The 18,590-nt window shown below is 43.4% G+C and carries 12 protein-coding genes; 6 read left to right on the top strand and 6 right to left on the bottom strand.

The window, feature by feature from the left end; all coding sequences use genetic code 11:
- Positions 1-326: 326 nt before the first annotated feature.
- Positions 327-758, bottom strand: a complete 432-nt coding sequence (gene ybeY, locus SIO70_RS05070) for an rRNA maturation RNase YbeY (RefSeq protein WP_320579883.1) — start codon at positions 756-758, stop codon at positions 327-329.
- Positions 759-889: 131 nt separating this feature from the next.
- On the opposite strand from ybeY, the gene SIO70_RS05065 reads away from it, so the two are divergent.
- The 3 genes from SIO70_RS05065 to SIO70_RS05055 all read left to right on the top strand — a co-directional run bounded on the left by SIO70_RS05065 (position 890) and on the right by SIO70_RS05055 (position 2,858).
- On the top strand, positions 890-1,129 hold the full coding sequence (locus SIO70_RS05065) for a FeoA family protein (protein WP_320579882.1): 240 nt from the start codon (positions 890-892) through the stop codon (positions 1,127-1,129).
- Between the two features lie 32 nt (positions 1,130-1,161).
- Entirely contained in the window at positions 1,162-2,079 is a 918-nt protein-coding gene (locus tag SIO70_RS05060) for a helix-turn-helix domain-containing protein (protein WP_320579881.1), read from the top strand.
- Between the two features lie 80 nt (positions 2,080-2,159).
- Positions 2,160-2,858: an SDR family oxidoreductase gene (locus SIO70_RS05055; protein WP_320579880.1), complete on the top strand. Its 699-nt coding sequence runs from the start codon at positions 2,160-2,162 to the stop codon at positions 2,856-2,858.
- A 951-nt stretch (positions 2,859-3,809) separates the two neighbouring features.
- Here SIO70_RS05055 and nadA read toward each other — a convergent pair.
- Positions 3,810-4,817, bottom strand: coding sequence for a quinolinate synthase NadA (gene nadA / locus SIO70_RS05050; RefSeq protein ID WP_320579879.1), 1,008 nt, complete (start codon positions 4,815-4,817; stop codon positions 3,810-3,812).
- Between the two features lie 766 nt (positions 4,818-5,583).
- Here nadA and SIO70_RS05045 point away from each other — a divergent pair.
- Entirely contained in the window at positions 5,584-7,707 is a 2,124-nt protein-coding gene (locus tag SIO70_RS05045; RefSeq protein ID WP_320579878.1) for a peptidylprolyl isomerase, read from the top strand.
- A 214-nt stretch (positions 7,708-7,921) separates the two neighbouring features.
- Positions 7,922-8,425 carry a DUF2480 family protein gene (locus tag SIO70_RS05040; RefSeq protein ID WP_083721893.1) on the top strand — a complete coding sequence of 168 codons (504 nt, stop codon included), beginning with the start codon at positions 7,922-7,924 and terminating at the stop codon, positions 8,423-8,425.
- Here the strand turns inward: SIO70_RS05040 and corA are convergent, their stop codons facing one another.
- Complete coding sequence (gene corA / locus SIO70_RS05035; RefSeq protein WP_320579877.1) at positions 8,426-9,532, bottom strand: magnesium/cobalt transporter CorA; 1,107 nt, start codon at positions 9,530-9,532, stop codon at positions 8,426-8,428.
- 560 nt (positions 9,533-10,092) lie between these two features.
- Between corA and SIO70_RS05030 the strand changes: the two genes are divergently transcribed.
- On the top strand, positions 10,093-10,644 hold the full coding sequence (locus SIO70_RS05030; RefSeq protein ID WP_320579876.1) for a type 1 glutamine amidotransferase domain-containing protein: 552 nt from the start codon (positions 10,093-10,095) through the stop codon (positions 10,642-10,644).
- A 64-nt stretch (positions 10,645-10,708) separates the two neighbouring features.
- Here SIO70_RS05030 and SIO70_RS05025 read toward each other — a convergent pair whose 3' ends face one another.
- From SIO70_RS05025 to SIO70_RS05015, 3 genes are read right to left on the bottom strand one after another with little or no spacing between them, the layout of a single operon-like run.
- Complete coding sequence (locus tag SIO70_RS05025; protein WP_320579875.1) at positions 10,709-11,092, bottom strand: septal ring lytic transglycosylase RlpA family protein; 384 nt, start codon at positions 11,090-11,092, stop codon at positions 10,709-10,711.
- Positions 11,093-11,110: 18 nt separating this feature from the next.
- Positions 11,111-13,411, bottom strand: a complete 2,301-nt coding sequence (locus SIO70_RS05020) for a BamA/TamA family outer membrane protein (RefSeq protein WP_320579874.1) — start codon at positions 13,409-13,411, stop codon at positions 11,111-11,113.
- 1 nt (position 13,412) lies between these two features.
- Positions 13,413-18,485, bottom strand: coding sequence for a translocation/assembly module TamB domain-containing protein (locus SIO70_RS05015; protein ID WP_320579873.1), 5,073 nt, complete (start codon positions 18,483-18,485; stop codon positions 13,413-13,415).
- Between the last annotated feature and the right edge of the window lie 105 nt (positions 18,486-18,590).

Here is an 18,590-nt window from a genome sequence, read left to right as displayed (position 1 = left end):
ACTAGAGATGCAAAGGTACAACCAAGGAACCATATATCATGTTCCACGTGGAACATTCGTAAATAGGGTGAAGCTATAGTGAAACTTCGTCATTATATCGATACCAACTTAGCACCAATAGTACACCAAAAGAGCACCTCAATATCCTTGGGATATTGAGGTGCTCTTTTGGTGTACTATTGGTGATGATATAATGATAGAGTTGTACCGAAGCTATGATATGGCCATCATATACTTAAAAGCAAAAAGCAATTCTAATACTGATAAAAAAAGCTACCTCAATGAGGTAGCTTTCAAAAAAATAAATTATGTTCCACGTGGAACATTTATATAGTAATACCTAAATATTCCTTCAAACACTCGTTTTCCTTTGCCCTCATGGTAGCCGACTGCTCTTTCGACTTATCCTTATACCCACATAAATGAAGTGCTCCATGAAAAATGACCCTATGCAATTCCTGATTTACCGATACCTTGAACTTATCTGCATTATCCTTCACCCTATCTATACTAATATAGATTTCACCTTCCGTTATATTAGGGTCTGTACCCAATTCAAAAGTTACGATATCCGTATAAGTATCATGTTGCAGGAACTGTTGATTAATTTCCAAAAGGTACTCATCAGAACAAAACACATACTGTAAATCCTTCAATTTTTGTCCCTCTCGTGCAAACTTCTCTTTTATGTATGCCTTCAACCTTGTTTTCTCTTTCAGGTTTACCTTTACCTCATGAGAAGTAAAATTAATCGCCATATACAACTGCTGTTTTTATAGTGTAAATCTATATGTAAAAGTATAGTGAAATTTCTGATTAACAGCACACTATCTTTGGGGGTCTCCTTAGTAGCCAGTACCTTTGCACCATCGATTAAACACCACATGAGATGAAAAAAAGTGCGATTAAATTGTCCTCCCTTGCGATAGGAAAAAGTGCCGTAATTACTGCTTTCGAAAGTGATGATTTACATATAAAATTGATGGAAATGGGATGCGTGCCAGGTGAAACAGTAAAGATTGAAAAAATCGCACCTCTTGGAGATCCCATCTCAATTATGGTAGCTGGATATAATCTTTCCCTCCGCAAAACCGAAGCAGATTATATCTGGGTAGAAGAACTCTTATAAATATTTCCGCCTCTCTAATAAATATCTTATCCATGCCCTCATCCAATTCTTTGCCTACCCATCACCTTGACACATTTCATAAGGAACGTCATCGCACTTCTTCCAATGTCATCTTTGGGTATAACAACTTATCAGTACAACATCAGATCTCAGGATTTGAGTTGTACTCCACCGAAGGTATGATACCGGATTATGGCCCGGCAAAATCTACATTTTACAGAGTTGGTATTATCCTTCAGGGTAATATTCATATGCAGTTAGGTTTAGAACATTTCGATATAGGACCTTCCACCCTGACATTTTCTATCCCAGGACAAGTACATAGTAAGTCCAACGCCTGCCCTGACATTTTCGGTTATTATATCTTATTCGATCCCTCCCTTCTTGAAGGCCTGCTCCCACATGTGCAAATGGGTGCCGAATTTCCTTTCTATGACTATGCTGGTTCTCAGCTCCTAAATTGCAACGAACAGGAAATCAATGAAATAGTAAATTTTATAGAAAAAATAGATGCAGAACTGAAGGCTGATCATTCAGGTAAATTGACTGCTATCAAAATGTATGTCTACCTGTTACTATTGACAGCCAAAAGATCTTATGAGAGGCAGTTGCCAGTCAACAACATTCCAGCAACGACCCATATGGTCACGCACTTTTATAAACTGGTGAGCCAGCACTTCTTACAATACCGACAGGTAAGCGACTATGCCCGTATGCTCAATGTCACCCCCAATCACCTGAACAGGGTTGTAAAAAGTACTACCAACCGCACGGCGTCCGATGCCATTCAGGAAATGCTGGTGCAGGAAGCAAAAGTATTATTACAAAATACCTCACTCTCTATTTCAGAAATTGCATATCAGTTGGACTTTAGTGAGCCAGCTGCATTCAATCACTTCTTCCGCAAAACCACCGGAGGAACACCGCTCCAATACAGAAGCATAATCTGATCAATTCTACGCATCATTCAAACAATTTTTCCCCTCCAGCTATTTGCAACTTTGTACGGTTGAAACAAACAATACGTACAATGGAAAAAATAATCATCGCCGGTGGTACTTCCGGAATAGGACTAGCCACAGCAAAACTGCTTGCCAAAAAAGGTGCATCTGTAATAGTTACCGGCCGTAATGAAGAAAAGTTAGCTGCCGTCCGTTCAACAGTCCCTGGTATCACAGCCATTTCTTTAGACAGTACCAATGCAGATGCACTGAAAAACTTCTTTTCACAAACCGGTCATTTTCACCACCTGATCCTCACCTTAAGTAGTTCAAAAGGTGGTGGCCCATTTGCCACCATGAATCTGACTGATCTCCGTGCCGGCTTTGATGGCAAGTTCTGGCCACACTTACAGACCATTCAGACCGCACTCCCATGGTTGGATAAGAATGGTAGCATTACTATCACCACTGCAGCATCATCCACGGCAAAACTACCAGGTACAGCTGGTTTGGCTGCAATTAATGGCGCCTTGGAAATTATGGTGCCTATCCTTGCCAAAGAATTAAAACCATTACGAATCAATGCTGTCTCACCAGGTGTAATCGATACTGATTGGTGGAATTTTTTGAACAGTGAGGAAAAAAGCGCAGCCTTTGAAAGCTATGCCCAGGGCATTGCTGTGGGCAGAATAGGTAATCCACAGGATGTGTCTAACCTCATTAAAACTGTTGTGCATAATTCTTATATAAATGGGGCAGTGCTCAATGTAAATGGAGGGCTAATGTGAATTGTGAATTCGCATTTACGCACATTTGTGGAAAAGTGAATGGACTTAATTTCATTTTTGAAGGCCCTGAGAATCAAAAGGCTTAGATCATATCCAGGTGATCGCTGTTTACTTGATTCTCAAGGCCTTCATTTCTATTTTCATTTATTTTTTCATCATTTGTGAATTACATGTGGATAATAGTTAGAAATATCTGCTTTTACGAAGGCTCTGAGAATTAAACGGACCCATTTCATCCCAATTATTAACATTTCCACACGATTCTAATGCCCTTTATACACGAAGGCCCTGAGAATTGAATGACATTTACCATATCCCAGGTAGTTAAATTTCATCGCAATTATAAGGGCTTCTTTTTTAAAGAGGCTGAGAATGAAATGACTCCTATCCTACCCCATATCAATAAATTTCATTAAAATCTCAGGAGCTTCAATCAACAACACTTTCACATTATACTATGTAGTAGTTCACATAGTATGTTAATTACCTGCTACTTTATAATAGGTTCCATTATGCACATAGGGGATGTGTAGAATTTTTGTGAATAAGGAAAGTAAAATTCTATTTGAAAGGCTTGAGAATGAAGTAGTGTGGAGAATGGGTGGAGCAGAACAATTTTATGCAATTCTCAGGGCCTTCATTTTTATTTTCATTCCCTATTTTCACATTCTGTGAATGAGCTGTGGATAAGCGGGTATATAATCTGAATTTATGAAAGCCCTGAGAATTAAATGTACCTTACTACCCCCTTGACACAGAAATTTTATTGAATTCTCAAGCTGTTCATTTAGGAAGCCTTTCACAATTTAATCCCATAGATATCCACACCAATATATATAGTACAGCAAAACTACAGGACACTCATGGGCACAAAAAAGCCCGGTTAAATGACTAACCGGGCCTTAGATTCAAATAATTAATTCGTAACTATTTGTATTTCAATATTTTAAATTATAAACCAGCCTGTGCACTAATCTCAAGCATCCGCTCAATGGGCTTTTTTGCCGCTATACGGAGTTGTTCGTTCATCGTGATTTCTGGTTCCTCGTATTCCATACACAGGTAAAGCTTTTCGAGTGTATTGAGTTTCATGTGTGGACAGTCATTACAAGCACATGCATTGTTGGGTGGTGCAGGAATAAAAGTTTTACCCGGATTTTCCTTTTGCATCTGGTGAAGAATTCCCGTTTCGGTCACCACGATGTATTCTTTGGCATCATCTTTTTTGGAAAAGTTCAGGATACCAGTAGTGGATCCTATATAGTCAGCGATTTCGAGCACAGCTGCTTCACACTCCGGATGCGCCAAAACTTTGGCTTTTGGGTGGCGGATTTTGAGTCGGGTGATCTTTTCCAGGGAAAAAATCTCGTGAACCATGCAAGCACCATTCCAGAGTAACATGTTTCTACCCGTTTTCTTGGCCAAATAAGCCCCTAAATTCCTGTCGGGGGCAAAAATGATGGGCTGGTCTGTGGGGACGCTCTCGATGATCTTTTCGGCATTAGAGGAGGTGCAGATGATATCGCTGAGCGCTTTGATTCCCGCAGAACAGTTGATGTAGGAAATAACCAGGTGGTCAGGATGTTTTTCCTTGAACTTGCGGAATAACTCCGGAGGTGCACTATCGGCTAGTGAACAACCCGCTTTCAGGTCAGGTAGCAGCACTTTTTTTTGCGGACTCAGAATTTTTGCGGTTTCGGCCATAAAATGCACACCGGCAAAAACGATTATATCAGCATCGGTTTTGGCAGCCTGTTGACTAAGTCCGAGACTGTCCCCGATGTAATCTGCTACATCCTGGATATCTGGTTCCTGATAATAGTGCGCGAGGACGATTGCATTTTTTTCTTTTTTCAACCTTTCGATTTCTTCAAAAAGATCCAAACGCGAATTGACCGGCAAATCCAAAAAACCTTTTCGTTGCAAATCTTTTTTTGCGATTTCGAGCTCCCTTATCATAACTATATTTATAATTTATTCTTTTAAAAAAGAAAAACCCACTACTACTAGGGCTGTGAATATGGGGAAAGTAATTTTTGCCACCGTGTACAAATGTAGTTGTTATTCTTTTTGCCTGTTCTATTCACAGGAAATTAACAGCCCATTTAGGCCATGGTATTGATTTTTGGTATTAATATCCACATCGGTGGATTTCTCATGGCGTGAATATTTTGTTTGGAGACTCAGTATTAAAAAAGTGTTAACTACCGGGTATAACAATTCACAAAACGGGCCATTTTTCCTTCAGACCAACATTTAAGGAAATAACAAATTTAGTTTTACGGTCACCGAACTTGGGTTTTTCAGAGGTTATTGAACAAAAAAGGTGGGTTTTTTAACAGGTCATGTGGATAAAACGAGCCCCCAAATTATTTCTCTATGCATTTCCCATTTTTAGTTTTACTTTCACTTTTGTACACATTTTGATGTGAATCAGGAATCTGGACAATCTAAAATGTGAATATTGAGCCCTTAAATATATTAAGTGGTTTAAGCCCGAAATAAACGTCAGTAGCGGACCTCTGAGAGGTGATTTAGAGTGTACACAATACTGTCTTTTTTAACCTTAATGTGGATAACCTGTGAATGAAAGATAAAATACCTATACCGTAATTTTCGATGAAACCCTTTACTGTATTGGGTTTGAGCTAAAAAAAACTGTTTTGTAGTTACAGTTATTTTATTCTATTTTTGCTTTCCTTAAAAAATTTAGACTATATAATATATGTCAGTTATTCAGAAGATCAGGGATAAATATGCCGTGGTGATCGTAGTTGTGATCTGCGTGGCTATTGTCAGTTTCCTGCTGCAGGATGCCTTTTTCGGCAGAAATTCCATCATGCGTCGTTCTACCACGGTGGGTAAAGTAAATGGAGAAGAATTAGACTTCTCTACGTACCAACAAATGATCCAGGATGCGGAAGCTTCTGCTCGTCAGCAAAGCCCAACTGGCGCCGTGACTGAACAGATCCAGCAGTATGCACGTGAGCAGGCCTGGAATCAGTTCGTAAGCGAACAAATCATGACTGCTCAATATGATAAACTGGGTATTCAGGTAACTGAAAATGAACTGGTAGATCAGTTCAATGGTAAAGAACCAAATCCAATTGTATTACAGCAGTTCACAGACAGAAAAACCGGTCAGTTCGACCGCGCTGCTTTACAGCAGGCACTGTCTTCTGTTGGTCAGGATCAGACTGGCAGAATGAGAAACGCGCTGAAACAAATGGAAAACTATATTGTAAAGTCAAGAATGCAGGAAAAATATGTATCCCTTATTAAAGGAGGTGTATATTATCCTAAATGGTTGGCTGACGCTCAGATAAAAGATAATTCACAGTTTGCGAATGTATCTTATGTATCTGTTCCATATGCATCTATCGCAGATTCTACTATCGCTGTAACCGATGGTGAACTGAATACATATATTAATAACCACAAAGCTAACTTCAAATCTGAAGAAGGCCGTCGTGTAGATTACATCTCTTTCGATGCACTGCCTTCCGCTCAGGATACTGCTAATGCACTGAAAGTATTGCTCGAAGCAAAAGATGAAATGGATACAACCGGTGTTGCAGGTATCGAAAACTTCATAAAACGTAATTCCGATATCGCATACTTTGATGGTTATGTTGCTAAATCCGCACTGATGGTTCCTCAGAAAGATACCATTGCTAGTCTGCCAGTAGGTAGCACGTTCGGACCTTACTACGACGGTAGCATGATCGTATTTGCAAAAATGATGGATCGCAAAACTTTACCTGATAGCGTAAAGGTGCGTCATATATTAATTGCTACTGCTAATCCTCAGACCGGTGCAGGTCTGTCTGATTCTCTGGCTAAGATCCGTATAGATAGTATCGAAGCTGCTGTAAAAGGTGGTGCAGATTTCAAAGCACTGGTGGCTCAGTACTCTGATGATCCAGGGAGCAAAGAAAATGGTGGTGAGTACGATGTAACTCCTTCCTCTTCTTTCGTTCCCGAATTCAAAGATTTCGCACTGGATGGTAAAACTGGTGAATCTAAAGTGGTGAAAACCCAGTTTGGTTATCACCTGATTCAGATTATGAGTCAGAAGAATTTTGGTCCTGCTCTGAAAGTAGCATATCTGGGTAAACCAGTAGAAGCAAGCAATGAAACTGATAGTAAAGCTTATGCTGCTGCCAACGAATTTGCTGCTCAGAACCATGACGTAAAAACTTTCGAAAAGACAGTTCAGGAAAAAGGTCTGAACAAACGTATTGCTGATAATCTCCGTCCTATGGATTTTGTAATTCCAGGTATCGGTGCAGCACGCGAATTAGTTCATTGGGCTTACGAAGCTAAGAAAGGTGACGTGAGCAATGTATTCACTTTTGACGGTAAATATGTAGTAGCTGTACTGACCGGTATTCGTGCAGCAGGTACTAAAACACTTGATGAAGTAAGACCAGAAGTAGAAGGACAGGTGAAGAAACATAAGAAAGCTGAGCAGCTGATTGCTAAGCTGAAATCTCCTGCTACCCTGGAAGCTGCTGCTGCCACTGTAAACCAGCCACAGCTGAAAGCCGACAATGTTAACTTTGCTACTCCGTTTGTTGCTTCTATGGGCTTTGAACCTAGAGTAGTAGGTGCTATCTTCAATAAAGCATGGGGTGTGGGTAAAGTTACTGCACCAATTGAAGGTAATGCTGGTGTGTATGTAGTGAAGGTTGATAGCTTTGTACCAAATACACAGGGTATGGATCCGCTTACTATGGTGACTCAGTATGAGCAGACTGTGAAAGGTACGCTTGATCAGGGTGGTCAGCTGTATGAAGTGCTGAAGAAACTGAATAAGATTGAAGACAATCGTGCTAAATTCTTTTAAGGAATATAATAACTGATAAATATTAAGCCCTGGGCATACGCCCAGGGCTTTCTTGTTTATGGGGCGTTGTTTGAATGGACAAAAATTTCGCTCCCAGCTCCTGCTGGGAGCGAAATTTTTGCAAAGCGAAGGAGGTCAGACGAAAGCGAAGCCTTCGTCTGACCTCCTTCGCTTTCATTCGTTCTTACACGCGATTATTTAGTAAATTTGATTTATGGAAGAGATAGTAAACAAAGTAGCGCAAAGTGGACTCCTCACATTAGATCTGGAAGACTACTATCCTCAGGAAGAAACAGTTGTTTTTGACCTGAAGCAATATCTTTTCATGGAGATGATCCTGAAAGAGAAAGATTTCCGTGCCGCCCTTCAAGAATTAGACTGGGAACAATATCGCAATAAAAATGTCGCCATCATCTGTTCTGCAGATGCTGTAGTTCCATTTTGGGGCTACATGCTCGTCATGACCTACCTGGAACCCATCGCACACTATGCTGCCTTTGGTTCCAAAGAAGAAATCTTCAAAACCCAGTTTATGAAGCGCCTCAATGCAATAGACATGACCGCCTACGAAGACAAACGCGTGGTTGTGAAAGGTTGTGGAGATAAAGGCGCCGGCGAAGCCGCTTATGTGGAAATTACCCGTTTGCTGCGCCCGGTGGCAAAAAGTATCATGTACGGAGAACCTTGCTCCACCGTACCGATCTTCAAAAAGAAATAATCAGAACCACCCTCTTTTTCTGAAGAAGATGATCATGCCCACCAGCATGAAGATCATAGACCCTAATACGATAAAGTACCCGTTGTGGGTATGCAGCTCCGGCATGTACTCAAAGTTCATCCCGTAGATACCTGCTACCAGAGTTAATGGCGCCATCAGCGTCGTCACCACCGCCAGTACCTTCATGATCTCATTCATCTTCAGGTTGATCTGGGTATGGTATTGTTCCTGTACGTTCAGGAGTGCTTCACGGTAGTTTTCTGCCAGATCGTTGGCCTGTATGATATGATCATATACGTCCTTAAAATATTTCATAGTCCGCTCATCCAACAGCGGACTTTCGCATTTCATAAACCCATTGATCAGGTCCCGTACCGGTGAGATCGCTCTTTTAAATAGCAAAAGCTCCCTGCGCAGGTAATTAATCCGCGCCAGTGTGCGGGTATTGGGTTGGTGCTGCACCAGATCTTCCATCAGTTCTATACGGTCTCCTAGTTTATCAAGAATAAGGAAGTAGCTATCCACAATCACATCGAGTAGGTTATAACATAGATAATCTGCCCCTGCGCTGCGAATCCGCGAATTTTCTATCCGTAGTTTTTCTCTTACATGATCGAATACATCTCTTGTCGCTTCTTCCTGGAAGGAAATGACATAATTTTTCCCCAGTACAATGCTCACCTGTTCATATTCTATAGTCGCAGACTCTACATTGTAATACGCCATTGGCAGTAATGCAAACAGGTGTTGCCCTATTTCATCCATCTTGGCCCGCTGTCCGATACTCATGATATCTTCTTCCAGCAGCAGGTGAATGCCCGTTTTTGTACAGATCTCATGCACCGTTTCCTTATTGATTCCATCAACATTGATCCATGTTGGCTCAGGGGTATCAATATATTTAAAGATCATGCGATGATCCTCTCCTGAACTCTCTGTAACATGAACCGGGGTGTAATCAAAAATTGTTACTTTCTCACATCTTCCCGGCGGGCGTGAAGCAGGGCCTGTCACAGGGTTATAGTTCATAATCCGTTGCTTCCTCACCTTGAATGGGTTCAGTACATCTGGAATGGGAATGGGTATGATGGACTTCGACTTACGCATATTATAAATGTAAACAAAAAAAGCGCTTTGCTATATGGCAAAGCGCTTCTAAAGATATGGCTGTTCCTTTCATTTGCAAAAGGTACTGCCGGCGAACGTTCCACCGGCAGCAAAAGATTGGTTATTAAGATAGGATATGGAGACCAGGTAATATAATACCTCCGCTTCCGTAAAACTTACGGAACAACAAAAACGTCAGTACCAGAAAAAAGGGAATTACAAATAAAGAATGGTAAAAAATAAGTCAGTTTTAAACACATCCCATGACACTCACTTCCATTTTGTTGTGATGGTATTCTCGTCATTCTCAGAAGGTATATGGTTCACACTGATTGTCCTGCAAATAACACTACTGGCATAAGAATTCCAAAAAAAATAGAATAAATACTACAAAAATGTAAGGAAAATGAGTAAGGATACCTGCATTTGAGTAAAAATGTGGACAACTCAAATGGGGAAATCATCTGTTTAAACACTCGCAGGTAGCGGAGGGCTAAAAGGAAGGGTTTTTGTACTTGCATTATCAGCACTTAAACACCATCATTTTTAAAACATGAATTATGGAAAACAAGCTGAATAATAAGAAAGTGGCCATCCTGGTGGCAGATGGTTTTGAAGAAGTAGAATTTACCAAACCCATGGAGGCATTAAAAAATGCTGGTGCAGAAGTAGATGTTGTATCCCTCCACGATGGGGAAGTAAAAGCGTGGGCTGAAAAAGACTGGGGTAACAGCTACCCCGTTACGCTGACAGTAAGCAATGCCAATGCGAAAGATTATGATGCCCTGGTATTACCAGGCGGTGTGATGAATCCTGATCATTTACGTGAGAATCAGGAGGCCGTAAATTTTGTAAGCGGCTTTTTTGATGATAGCAAGCCAATAGCTGCTATCTGCCATGGTCCGTGGACGTTGATTGAAACAGGTGAGTTAAAAGGAAGAAGGGTTACCTCCTATCCTTCTTTAAAGACGGATTTGGTAAATGCTGGTGCCAACTGGGTTGATGAGGAGGTTGTAGTGGATAATGGGCTGGTTACCAGTCGTAACCCACATGATCTGCCTGCTTTTTGCAGGAAAATGGTGGAAGAGATTGGAGAAGGTGTTCACGCCTGAGCAGGCATGTAAAATGAATGTGGGCAGTACAGGAGGAATTCTTCTTTGTTACTGCCCACATTTTTTATTTCTTCTTTTTATATTTTATTTCTACTGGCGCCAATCCTGTACTAATCATTCCCAGCTTCTTTGCGGCTTTCTTTGATAGGTCTATCACTCTTCCTTCTGCAAAGGGGCCTCTGTCGGTGATGGTCACTTTTACAGAGCGGCCGTTGGCGATATTCACCACTTTAACTTTTGTACCAAATGGTAAGGTACGGTGTGCGGCGGTCATTTTGTTCTGATGGAAAATACTGCCACTGGCGGTTTTCCTTCCTTCAAATTTGTCAGCATAATAAGATGCTTTTCCGCTCTCGGTAATTTTCCTGCTACAGGAAGAGAATAAAATAAGCATCGTGCTACACAGCACGAGCATCCATCTTGTGTGTTTCTTTGTAATCATAGGCATGCCGCTAAGTTAAACCAATTAGAAAGGATAACCGATCGCAATATTCAGGATCAGATTCTCTTTGCGCCAGTCCGGATCTCCAAATTTGATATCTTTCATGACCCATCGCTCCCCTTCCGGCAACCATGGTTTTCGCAGCGGAAAGGCCAGATCCAGGCGTACTACCAGGATAGATGCATCTACACGTAAACCGGCACCCGCATCTACTGCAATCTGACTAACAAATCTACTGGTGCTGAACTGACTACCCAGTTTCTCCGGCACTTCCTTCTTCAGCCAGATATTACCAGCATCCAGGAATACAGCGGCATTGAAAATGCCGGTAAGATGCGCACGTATTTCAGAGTTATATTCCAACTTCACATCACCGGCTTCATTTGCCAGGTATTTACTGTTGGTATTACGATAGCTACCAGGACCCAGTGTTCTGGCGCGGAAACCTCTTAAACTGCTGCTACCACCTATGAAAAATTGCTTCACAAAAGGCAGGGTGGTAGAATTGCCATATGGCATGCCGTAACCGGCAAAGATTCTGTTCACCCAGATCAGAGACCTGTTAAGTCTCCAGTAGTGACGCACATCGGCAGACAAACGAATGAATTGTGCAAATGGACTACCGAAGATAGTCTTCATGCCTGTATCATTTCTGGGAATGATCAATCCAGCCAGGTTACCGGAGTAATCGATGTTACCATTCATGTAGAAGGTATGCACTTTATTAGTAGCCTTGTTATCGTAGGTAATATCGTAGTTACCGCCAAGAATAAATTGTTTCTCAATCGCTGAACGCTGGCTGGGATCATTCAGCAATATACTGTCATAACCTGCAGTCGTCTTGGTAGGCAGTACATAGGTGATAGATACCGGTGCCCACTTGTGCTCCAGGAACTGCGTCTTGCGCCAGATGTACTGGAACTGGAAGTTGTAAGCATTCAGGTTATACAGCTGGCTACGGCTATACAGTTCATAGCTCACGCTGATGCGGGTGCGGGGTACATAAGGGGTATTTACATTCAGATTCCAGAAAGGCTGATAGAAACGGGGAATCGTCATCGCTGCTTCTGCCTTCAGGTTATATGAGTTACCACCAACCACAGTTGAATTGGTACCCTTGCCTCCTACCTGCCATTCCAGACCACCGGATAGTGAGATTTCCAACAGATTTGCATAATGAAGCCAGTTACGGTTTTTGGCCGTGATCTTTAGTTCGGAACCGGCAAAGTTGTTGGATTTGGATGTACCTCTCAACTCGGCAGACAAGCTACGTCTTGGATAAGGGGTGAGGAAGAAACTGGCATTCAGCCTGGAACTGTCTCCCCTCGCCTGCCGGAACTGTCCTTTCACAAATTTGAATGTACCCAGGTCGGTGAGACGATGCAGGGTAATGTCATGATTATTCAGCCTGTACAAACTATCCGGCTTCAGGAACACCATCCTGTCAAATACACTCGGCTTGAACTTTTTGGTAGAATCTATAATACGAATACCGTTATATACCACCGGCGTACCCTTACGGGAGAGCGAATCCTGGTCCAGTGTATAATTCGGGTACAGCGTGATGGTCTTCATCGTGTACGGACGCTTTGCCTGTGGTGGAGTTTCGTCTTTTACTTTCAGATAGAGATCAACCATTCCATTGTTGGTACTATCAACTTCCACCAGCAGGTGATCGACGGTGAAGTAATAGTAGCCCTGGTTTTTAAGAATATTATTGATTCTCAACCTTTCGGCCTTGATGCTATCCAGCCTGTAAGGGCGGTTGATCTTGAGAGAGGTATGTTTATACGCAGCTGCAATGGCTTTACCCAGATTACTGCTGTCTGTTTGGTAAGTCACACTCTTAATACGGTAGCGATGATTAGGCGTTGCGGTATAGACACCGGATGCTTTTTTACTACCGGAAGTTTTTATTTCAGATGTGACCAGCGCCTGAAAGAAACCATTGTCCACAAGGTATTGCTCCAATACATTGGCAGTGTAATCTGCCTTTACAGAACTTAACAACACAGGAGCTTCTCCCAATTTATTGCGTAACAGGTAATTGAGGCCTTTCCCTTTTGGTTTTTTACCAAGGTTATAGAGATAGAGCCGGATGGGCATACCCAGGAATTTTTTGTTCGGCTTCGGCCTTACACTGCTTTCCAGGCTGGCATTCAGTGTACCATAATCCCTTGGCTTTTTGCCAACCCACTTGACGGAGGTTCCTGTATAAAGGCGATCGCCTTCTGGTACTGACTTAGTTGAACTACACGAATAAAAGCCCATGGCGAACAATGCTGCCAGTATCGGGGAAATTATATGTCTATAGCTTTTAACCATCTTATTTCTTAGTACTGGTTTTCTTCTGGGAACGGAGTTTTTCAGATTGCTTATCTTTTTTCGCCCGCTGGAATATCTCGCGGAAATTATCATAGTCCATGATCAAAGCGAAGGCTACACCGGTTTCTACTACCTGTCCTTCAATAACAGTGGTATTGTCCTGACGCTGGTACACCCTTACACGATAACGGCCATCGCGGGTCAGTTTATATTCTACTGATACATCGCCCACCAGCGTGCTGGGGTTTGCCTGCGATTCACCTTCCAGCATCACATTGGAACCAATGGATACAGAGAGGCGATCATTGAACAGGCTCTTGGAAGCACCTACTTTCAGATTGGTGGTTTGCTGTGCGGAACCGGTTGAATAGTCTTCGTCTGTTTGCAGGTCGAAGTTGAGGTCTACACCTTTGATCAGGTTACCAGCCAGGTTATTCAGCTGTTGAGAGAGAATCTTGCTCACACTCTGACGGGCCATGTTGCTCACACCATAGTCGCTGCTACCTTCGCCTGACATCGGGTCTTCAGGTATAAAGCTATTCAGCACCAGCAGACCCATTACCTGTTTGTTCAGTTCAGATGGGATCTGGTTAATCTGTTTGATGCGATTATACACACTACCACTAAATGCATTTTGTTCTGCCTCCGGCATATCCAGTTCGAAGGAGATGTCTGGCTTCATCAGATTGCCTTTGATATGGAGGTATACATAGAATGGTAATTTCTGCTTGTACTTGTTCCTGTCTGTCTGGGAGAGGCTGGTCAGCTGATCCTGTACCAGGTCCGCAGCTTCTGCATTCACAGTATACTTTGCAGTGATATCCAGATCTGCATCGGTAGCGTCTCCGCTAAAGGTAATGGCACTTCCCTTTTCAATGGAGAAAGAACGTTTGATCAGCTGGTTCAGCGACATTTCGTACTTACCTTCTGAGATCTCGTAACGGCCGGTCAGACTCATTTTGCTGCTGGCATCCAGGGTCGCATTGATGCTGGCAGTACCTTTTGCTTCTACAAAGTCACCATTCACAGGGTCAATGATAATACGGATGGTAGATTGAGGTGTGATCTCAGCATTGCCTGAGAAGTTGATACCTTTCAGTCTTGGGTTTTGCAGTTTAGTACTGTCTACCATTTTCACCAGCGAAGAATCCAGTGGATTGTCCTTATCTACAAATATGATGACCCCTTCCCTGTTAGCTACACCTGGTTCTTCGGAGGGCAGGGTGACGGTTACATTCGATTTATCGCGCAGCTTCACATAAGCATCTACTCTTGGCAGATCCAGGTTGCCCCTTACTTTGATACGGGTATCTACGAAAGCAGGCCCGTAATACATTTGCTGCGGGTCAACCTGTTTACCCAGGATCATGAAGTTGTCTGCGTTGATATTGAGGTTGAAGTTATAGTTAGAGTAGTCTTTTGTATTGATACGACCGTCCAGCACCAGCTCATTCTGCAGGCTATCTGCAATAACGAATTTGTTGAACTGTACCCCTTTCTCATCCAGTATGATGTTCTCATCAGGCATGGTGATATTGGCGCCTACATAGGTAATGGTACCACCTGCATCATTGAAATGAAGATTCCCGGTTGCTTTCGGCATGTCGGTAGTACCTGTGATTTTGAAGTGGCCGTCGGCACTACCATGCATACGGGTCATATTGCCAAAAGTGAATGACTCCAGCGATTTCATATTCAGCTGGTTGATGTCTACAGTGGCATTGATGGTAGAGTCGTAAGTACCTTTTACCTGCAGGTCGTTGTCATTGCCTTTGAGATTCATGTCCAGGCTATACTGGTTAGCCTGTGGCGTATTTACTTCTGCAGTGAGCGTACCCAGGTTAGAAGCGCGGAAGGTCAGACTATCAATAGTGAGGTTTGAACTAATTAGCGGTGACTGATCCAGGTTGCGTATAGTGGCCTGTGCATTCAGGACACCGTTGGCCAACAAAGTATCGGCAGCCAGTAATGCGGTGATAGTAGAGAGCTTGAAGTTTTTGATATTCGTTTCAAGTGTGGGCAGTTTGCCATTGGCACTGCTGCTATCTGGTTTTGTCTGGATGGCGATGGACTGGTCATTGTAAGATAACTGGATGTGGGCAGTATCCGGGCCGCCATTATGAATGTGGATACGGTTGTTCTGATCTACCTGCCATTGCTGACGGTTCAGCAGCAGATCTGGTTTCAGTGAAAGCGCCAGCGCATTGTCCGGCAGGAATTCCACGAAGCCGCCTACTTTATATTTCGGATTGCGTTTTATGTCATCCAGCAGCAAGTCCCAGTCAACTTTTCCAGCTGTGGCAGCAGCCGTCAGGGAAGTGTGATTCAGGGACATTACCTTATGATGAATATCTGCGAGGGATACCTCTGCCTTGAGGGAGGTATCTAAGATATTGGCATTGATGGCCAGGCTATCTATTAAGATAGAATCGTAACTCAGCTTAGGCAAGGCGGCATTGAGCACCAGCAGGCTACTGTCAGAATTCAGATGGCCGCTGATGAGCAATGGATATTCCATGCGCAGGGTCGGTGCCATGGCCTGTAAGCTGCGCGGAAAAGTCAAAGAAGCATTCCAAAATAACAGTTGGCCAGCCGGCAATTGCACCAGCTTAGCGCTGTCATAAGGACTCAATGGCTTGTTGATGATTTGTCCGAACGCAGGGCCGATTTTGGTATAATCGATATTACCATTGGCGTTGATAAAACCAAATGGACCAGTGAGGGTCAGGTACTGCTGGTCCTTGTACTCGGCTGATAAAGAAATGGTATCTAATACGAAGACCTGCCCATTGGTGGCCACCTGCCAGCTGGTGAGGAGTGCATTCCCGTCCAGGCGGTTGGGTGTCAGGCTGCTGAAATCCACATCCATATTTCCTCTCAGCTCAAATGGATTACTGTACAGGTGCGTGGTATACAGGTCTGCACGTTGGATCTGGGCATTGGCTTTTAGTGACTGTAGGGTCGTATCGTTCAGGGTACCATCAGCATTGAAAGTAAGGTTGATGCTGGAATCGTTACTCTGACCTTCAGCATGCAGTTGTTGCTTATCGATGTTGGCTTTGATACTTACGTCGTGGTAGGTATACCTGTTATAAGTCGCTTCGTTGATGTGGGCATCTGCTTTTGCAATCATACCCGGGAAGGTGTATCCTTTGCCGGAAGCCATGATGCGGCCACTGATCCAGCCGATAGTGGTATCATAAAGGAAATAACCTGGTTGCACACGAAAAGAGGCGATGTTGAGGTCATAACTGCTATGGATGCTATCGGTAATGTTGATGAGATGAGCGGTCAGAGTGGCATTGGCAGCATTACTTTTCAGGTCCAGCTTTGTCTGCATGTCTTTCATACCACCAAGGAAGCTACCGGTAATGATCATTTGCTCCGGCAGCCGGGGGGTATCCGGCATAGTACCTGGCGGTAGCCATGAGCGGAGGGCCTTATTTCCGGAAAGGATGTAGAGCGAAGGAAGGTTGGCATACAGTTGATCTACATCTGTTACATGGCCTACTTCACCTTTGGCATTGATATGGTTGCCTTTGTTGTCAGTAAGATTGAGTGTTTCGATGATCAGTTTGCCCAGGCTGCCTTTGAAGGAAGTAGTCAGGAAGATTTCCTTATCCCACAGTGGTTTCATGGACGGGTTCTTACGGCTGTCAGGTACAAAAGGGAGGAACTCACCCAGGGTAATGTGGGTAGAGTCCAGGTTGGCCTGCAACTGTAAGAGATCGGGATTGTCAGAGATAGTAGACCAGTTAGGGGCATTCAGAACAATCTGTTTGCGGAGGATACTCCGGTTTGTTTCCAGCAGCAGGTTGCGCAGGGCAATGGTAGTTGCTGTATATAATACATCGAAGTGACCCTGTTTAATTCCAAAACCTGATTTATCTTCTTGTACGGACAATTTGTGCAATGCAGCACTGATGGTGTCCGTGTTATAATTGATATTACCTACATGAGCCACAAAGTTTTTGAGGAACAGGTGGTTGTAGTCAGGATCTTTTTTACCGGCACCTCTTGGAGCAGGAGCGGTATTGTTATCGTACCGCAGGTTGATATGTTCCAGATCCGTTTTGGTGGCCAGCACTCTCCATGTATTTGGAGCAGTGCTGTCAGCAGGTGCGGGAGCGGAAGTATCTTTTGCGATATTCATGGTGACCATACCGCCTGCGTTCCTGATGGACAGTTCACTCACCTGTATGAGTGTGGAGTCCATATCGATGCTGGAATTGAGGAGCTGTAGCTTACCTATTTTCCAGCCGGTGCTCAGGCCACTACCCTGGTCAGCGTAGAGGAAGGAGCTATTTTCAATTTCTAATTTCTTGAGAATAAGGTGGAAGGGAGTGCTGGCGGTATCCCTGGCAGGCGGCGGCGCTGTTGCTGCCAGTACCTTGGGCCGGTAGTCCTGTTTGAAGTAACCTTTGAGTCCATCGATCTTCAACCCACGAACAGCATACAATCCCTGGTTCACAAGCAGATCATCAGGATCTACATGCAGCTCCTGGAAGGTGACAACAGCGTCCATACCTCCAGGGGCATCCAGATAGCGAAGCGATACATGTTTCAGGGTAACGTCTTTGATGAGGAACTGAAGCGTGGTTCCTGTGCCGGTGCTTACAGTGTCGGGGATCGAATCTTTGGTAACGAAGGCGTCTACAATGAACTGGTAGTTGAAGGAAGAGTCTCCGGGGTTACGGTATATATTGGCCGTGACGGAATCCCATTCAAGACCATTAATTCGCAGCTCATTGTTGAGAAATGCCAACAGATTGTAGCGGACCTTCAGATTTCCGGAGTAGAACAATTCCTGTTTGGAAGTATCTGCTACGTATACATTACGTAGTTCCAGGTACTGCCACCCGCGTACGCGGAGGTAGCCGATACGAACAGTTGTATGCAATTTTTTCCGGAGATATTGTTCTCCCTGCCGGCGGATGAGGTCCTGTACAGATTCCAGCTGCAATACAAGAACAGCCATTACCGGTATGATGAGCAGGATCACAATTCCCCATAAGAGCCAACGCCACCATGGGCGGCCGTGATGTTTTTCATCGTTAGTTGCGGGTGCTGTCATTTAATTGGATTACATAGAAAATACTGAGTTAAAACGCATTAGGCGGACCCTTGTTTAAACATAGAGTGTTAAACAAAATTTGTACCTACAGAAGGGGTTTAATTA

Origin of the sequence: Chitinophaga sancti (genome assembly GCF_034087045.1) — a bacterium.
Classification (GTDB): domain Bacteria; phylum Bacteroidota; class Bacteroidia; order Chitinophagales; family Chitinophagaceae; genus Chitinophaga; species Chitinophaga sancti_B.
Note: the sequence above shows the minus strand (reverse complement) of the source record. Positions and strands in the feature narration are given on the sequence as shown.

Bases quoted from the DNA above. Each gene is read 5' to 3' on its own strand.
- SIO70_RS05030 (WP_320579876.1), top strand. From the start codon at position 10,093: ATGGAAAACAAGCTGAATAATAAGAAAGTGGCCATCCTGGTGGCAGAT.
- nadA (WP_320579879.1), bottom strand. From the start codon at position 4,817: ATGATAAGGGAGCTCGAAATCGCAAAAAAAGATTTGCAACGAAAAGGT.
- SIO70_RS05015 (WP_320579873.1), bottom strand. From the start codon at position 18,485: ATGACAGCACCCGCAACTAACGATGAAAAACATCACGGCCGCCCATGG.
- SIO70_RS05025 (WP_320579875.1), bottom strand. From the start codon at position 11,092: ATGCCTATGATTACAAAGAAACACACAAGATGGATGCTCGTGCTGTGT.
- SIO70_RS05040 (WP_083721893.1), top strand. From the start codon at position 7,922: ATGGAAGAGATAGTAAACAAAGTAGCGCAAAGTGGACTCCTCACATTA.
- SIO70_RS05065 (WP_320579882.1), top strand. From the start codon at position 890: ATGAAAAAAAGTGCGATTAAATTGTCCTCCCTTGCGATAGGAAAAAGT.
- ybeY (WP_320579883.1), bottom strand. From the start codon at position 758: ATGGCGATTAATTTTACTTCTCATGAGGTAAAGGTAAACCTGAAAGAG.
- SIO70_RS05045 (WP_320579878.1), top strand. From the start codon at position 5,584: ATGTCAGTTATTCAGAAGATCAGGGATAAATATGCCGTGGTGATCGTA.
- SIO70_RS05055 (WP_320579880.1), top strand. From the start codon at position 2,160: ATGGAAAAAATAATCATCGCCGGTGGTACTTCCGGAATAGGACTAGCC.
- corA (WP_320579877.1), bottom strand. From the start codon at position 9,532: ATGCGTAAGTCGAAGTCCATCATACCCATTCCCATTCCAGATGTACTG.
- SIO70_RS05060 (WP_320579881.1), top strand. From the start codon at position 1,162: ATGCCCTCATCCAATTCTTTGCCTACCCATCACCTTGACACATTTCAT.
- SIO70_RS05020 (WP_320579874.1), bottom strand. From the start codon at position 13,411: ATGGTTAAAAGCTATAGACATATAATTTCCCCGATACTGGCAGCATTG.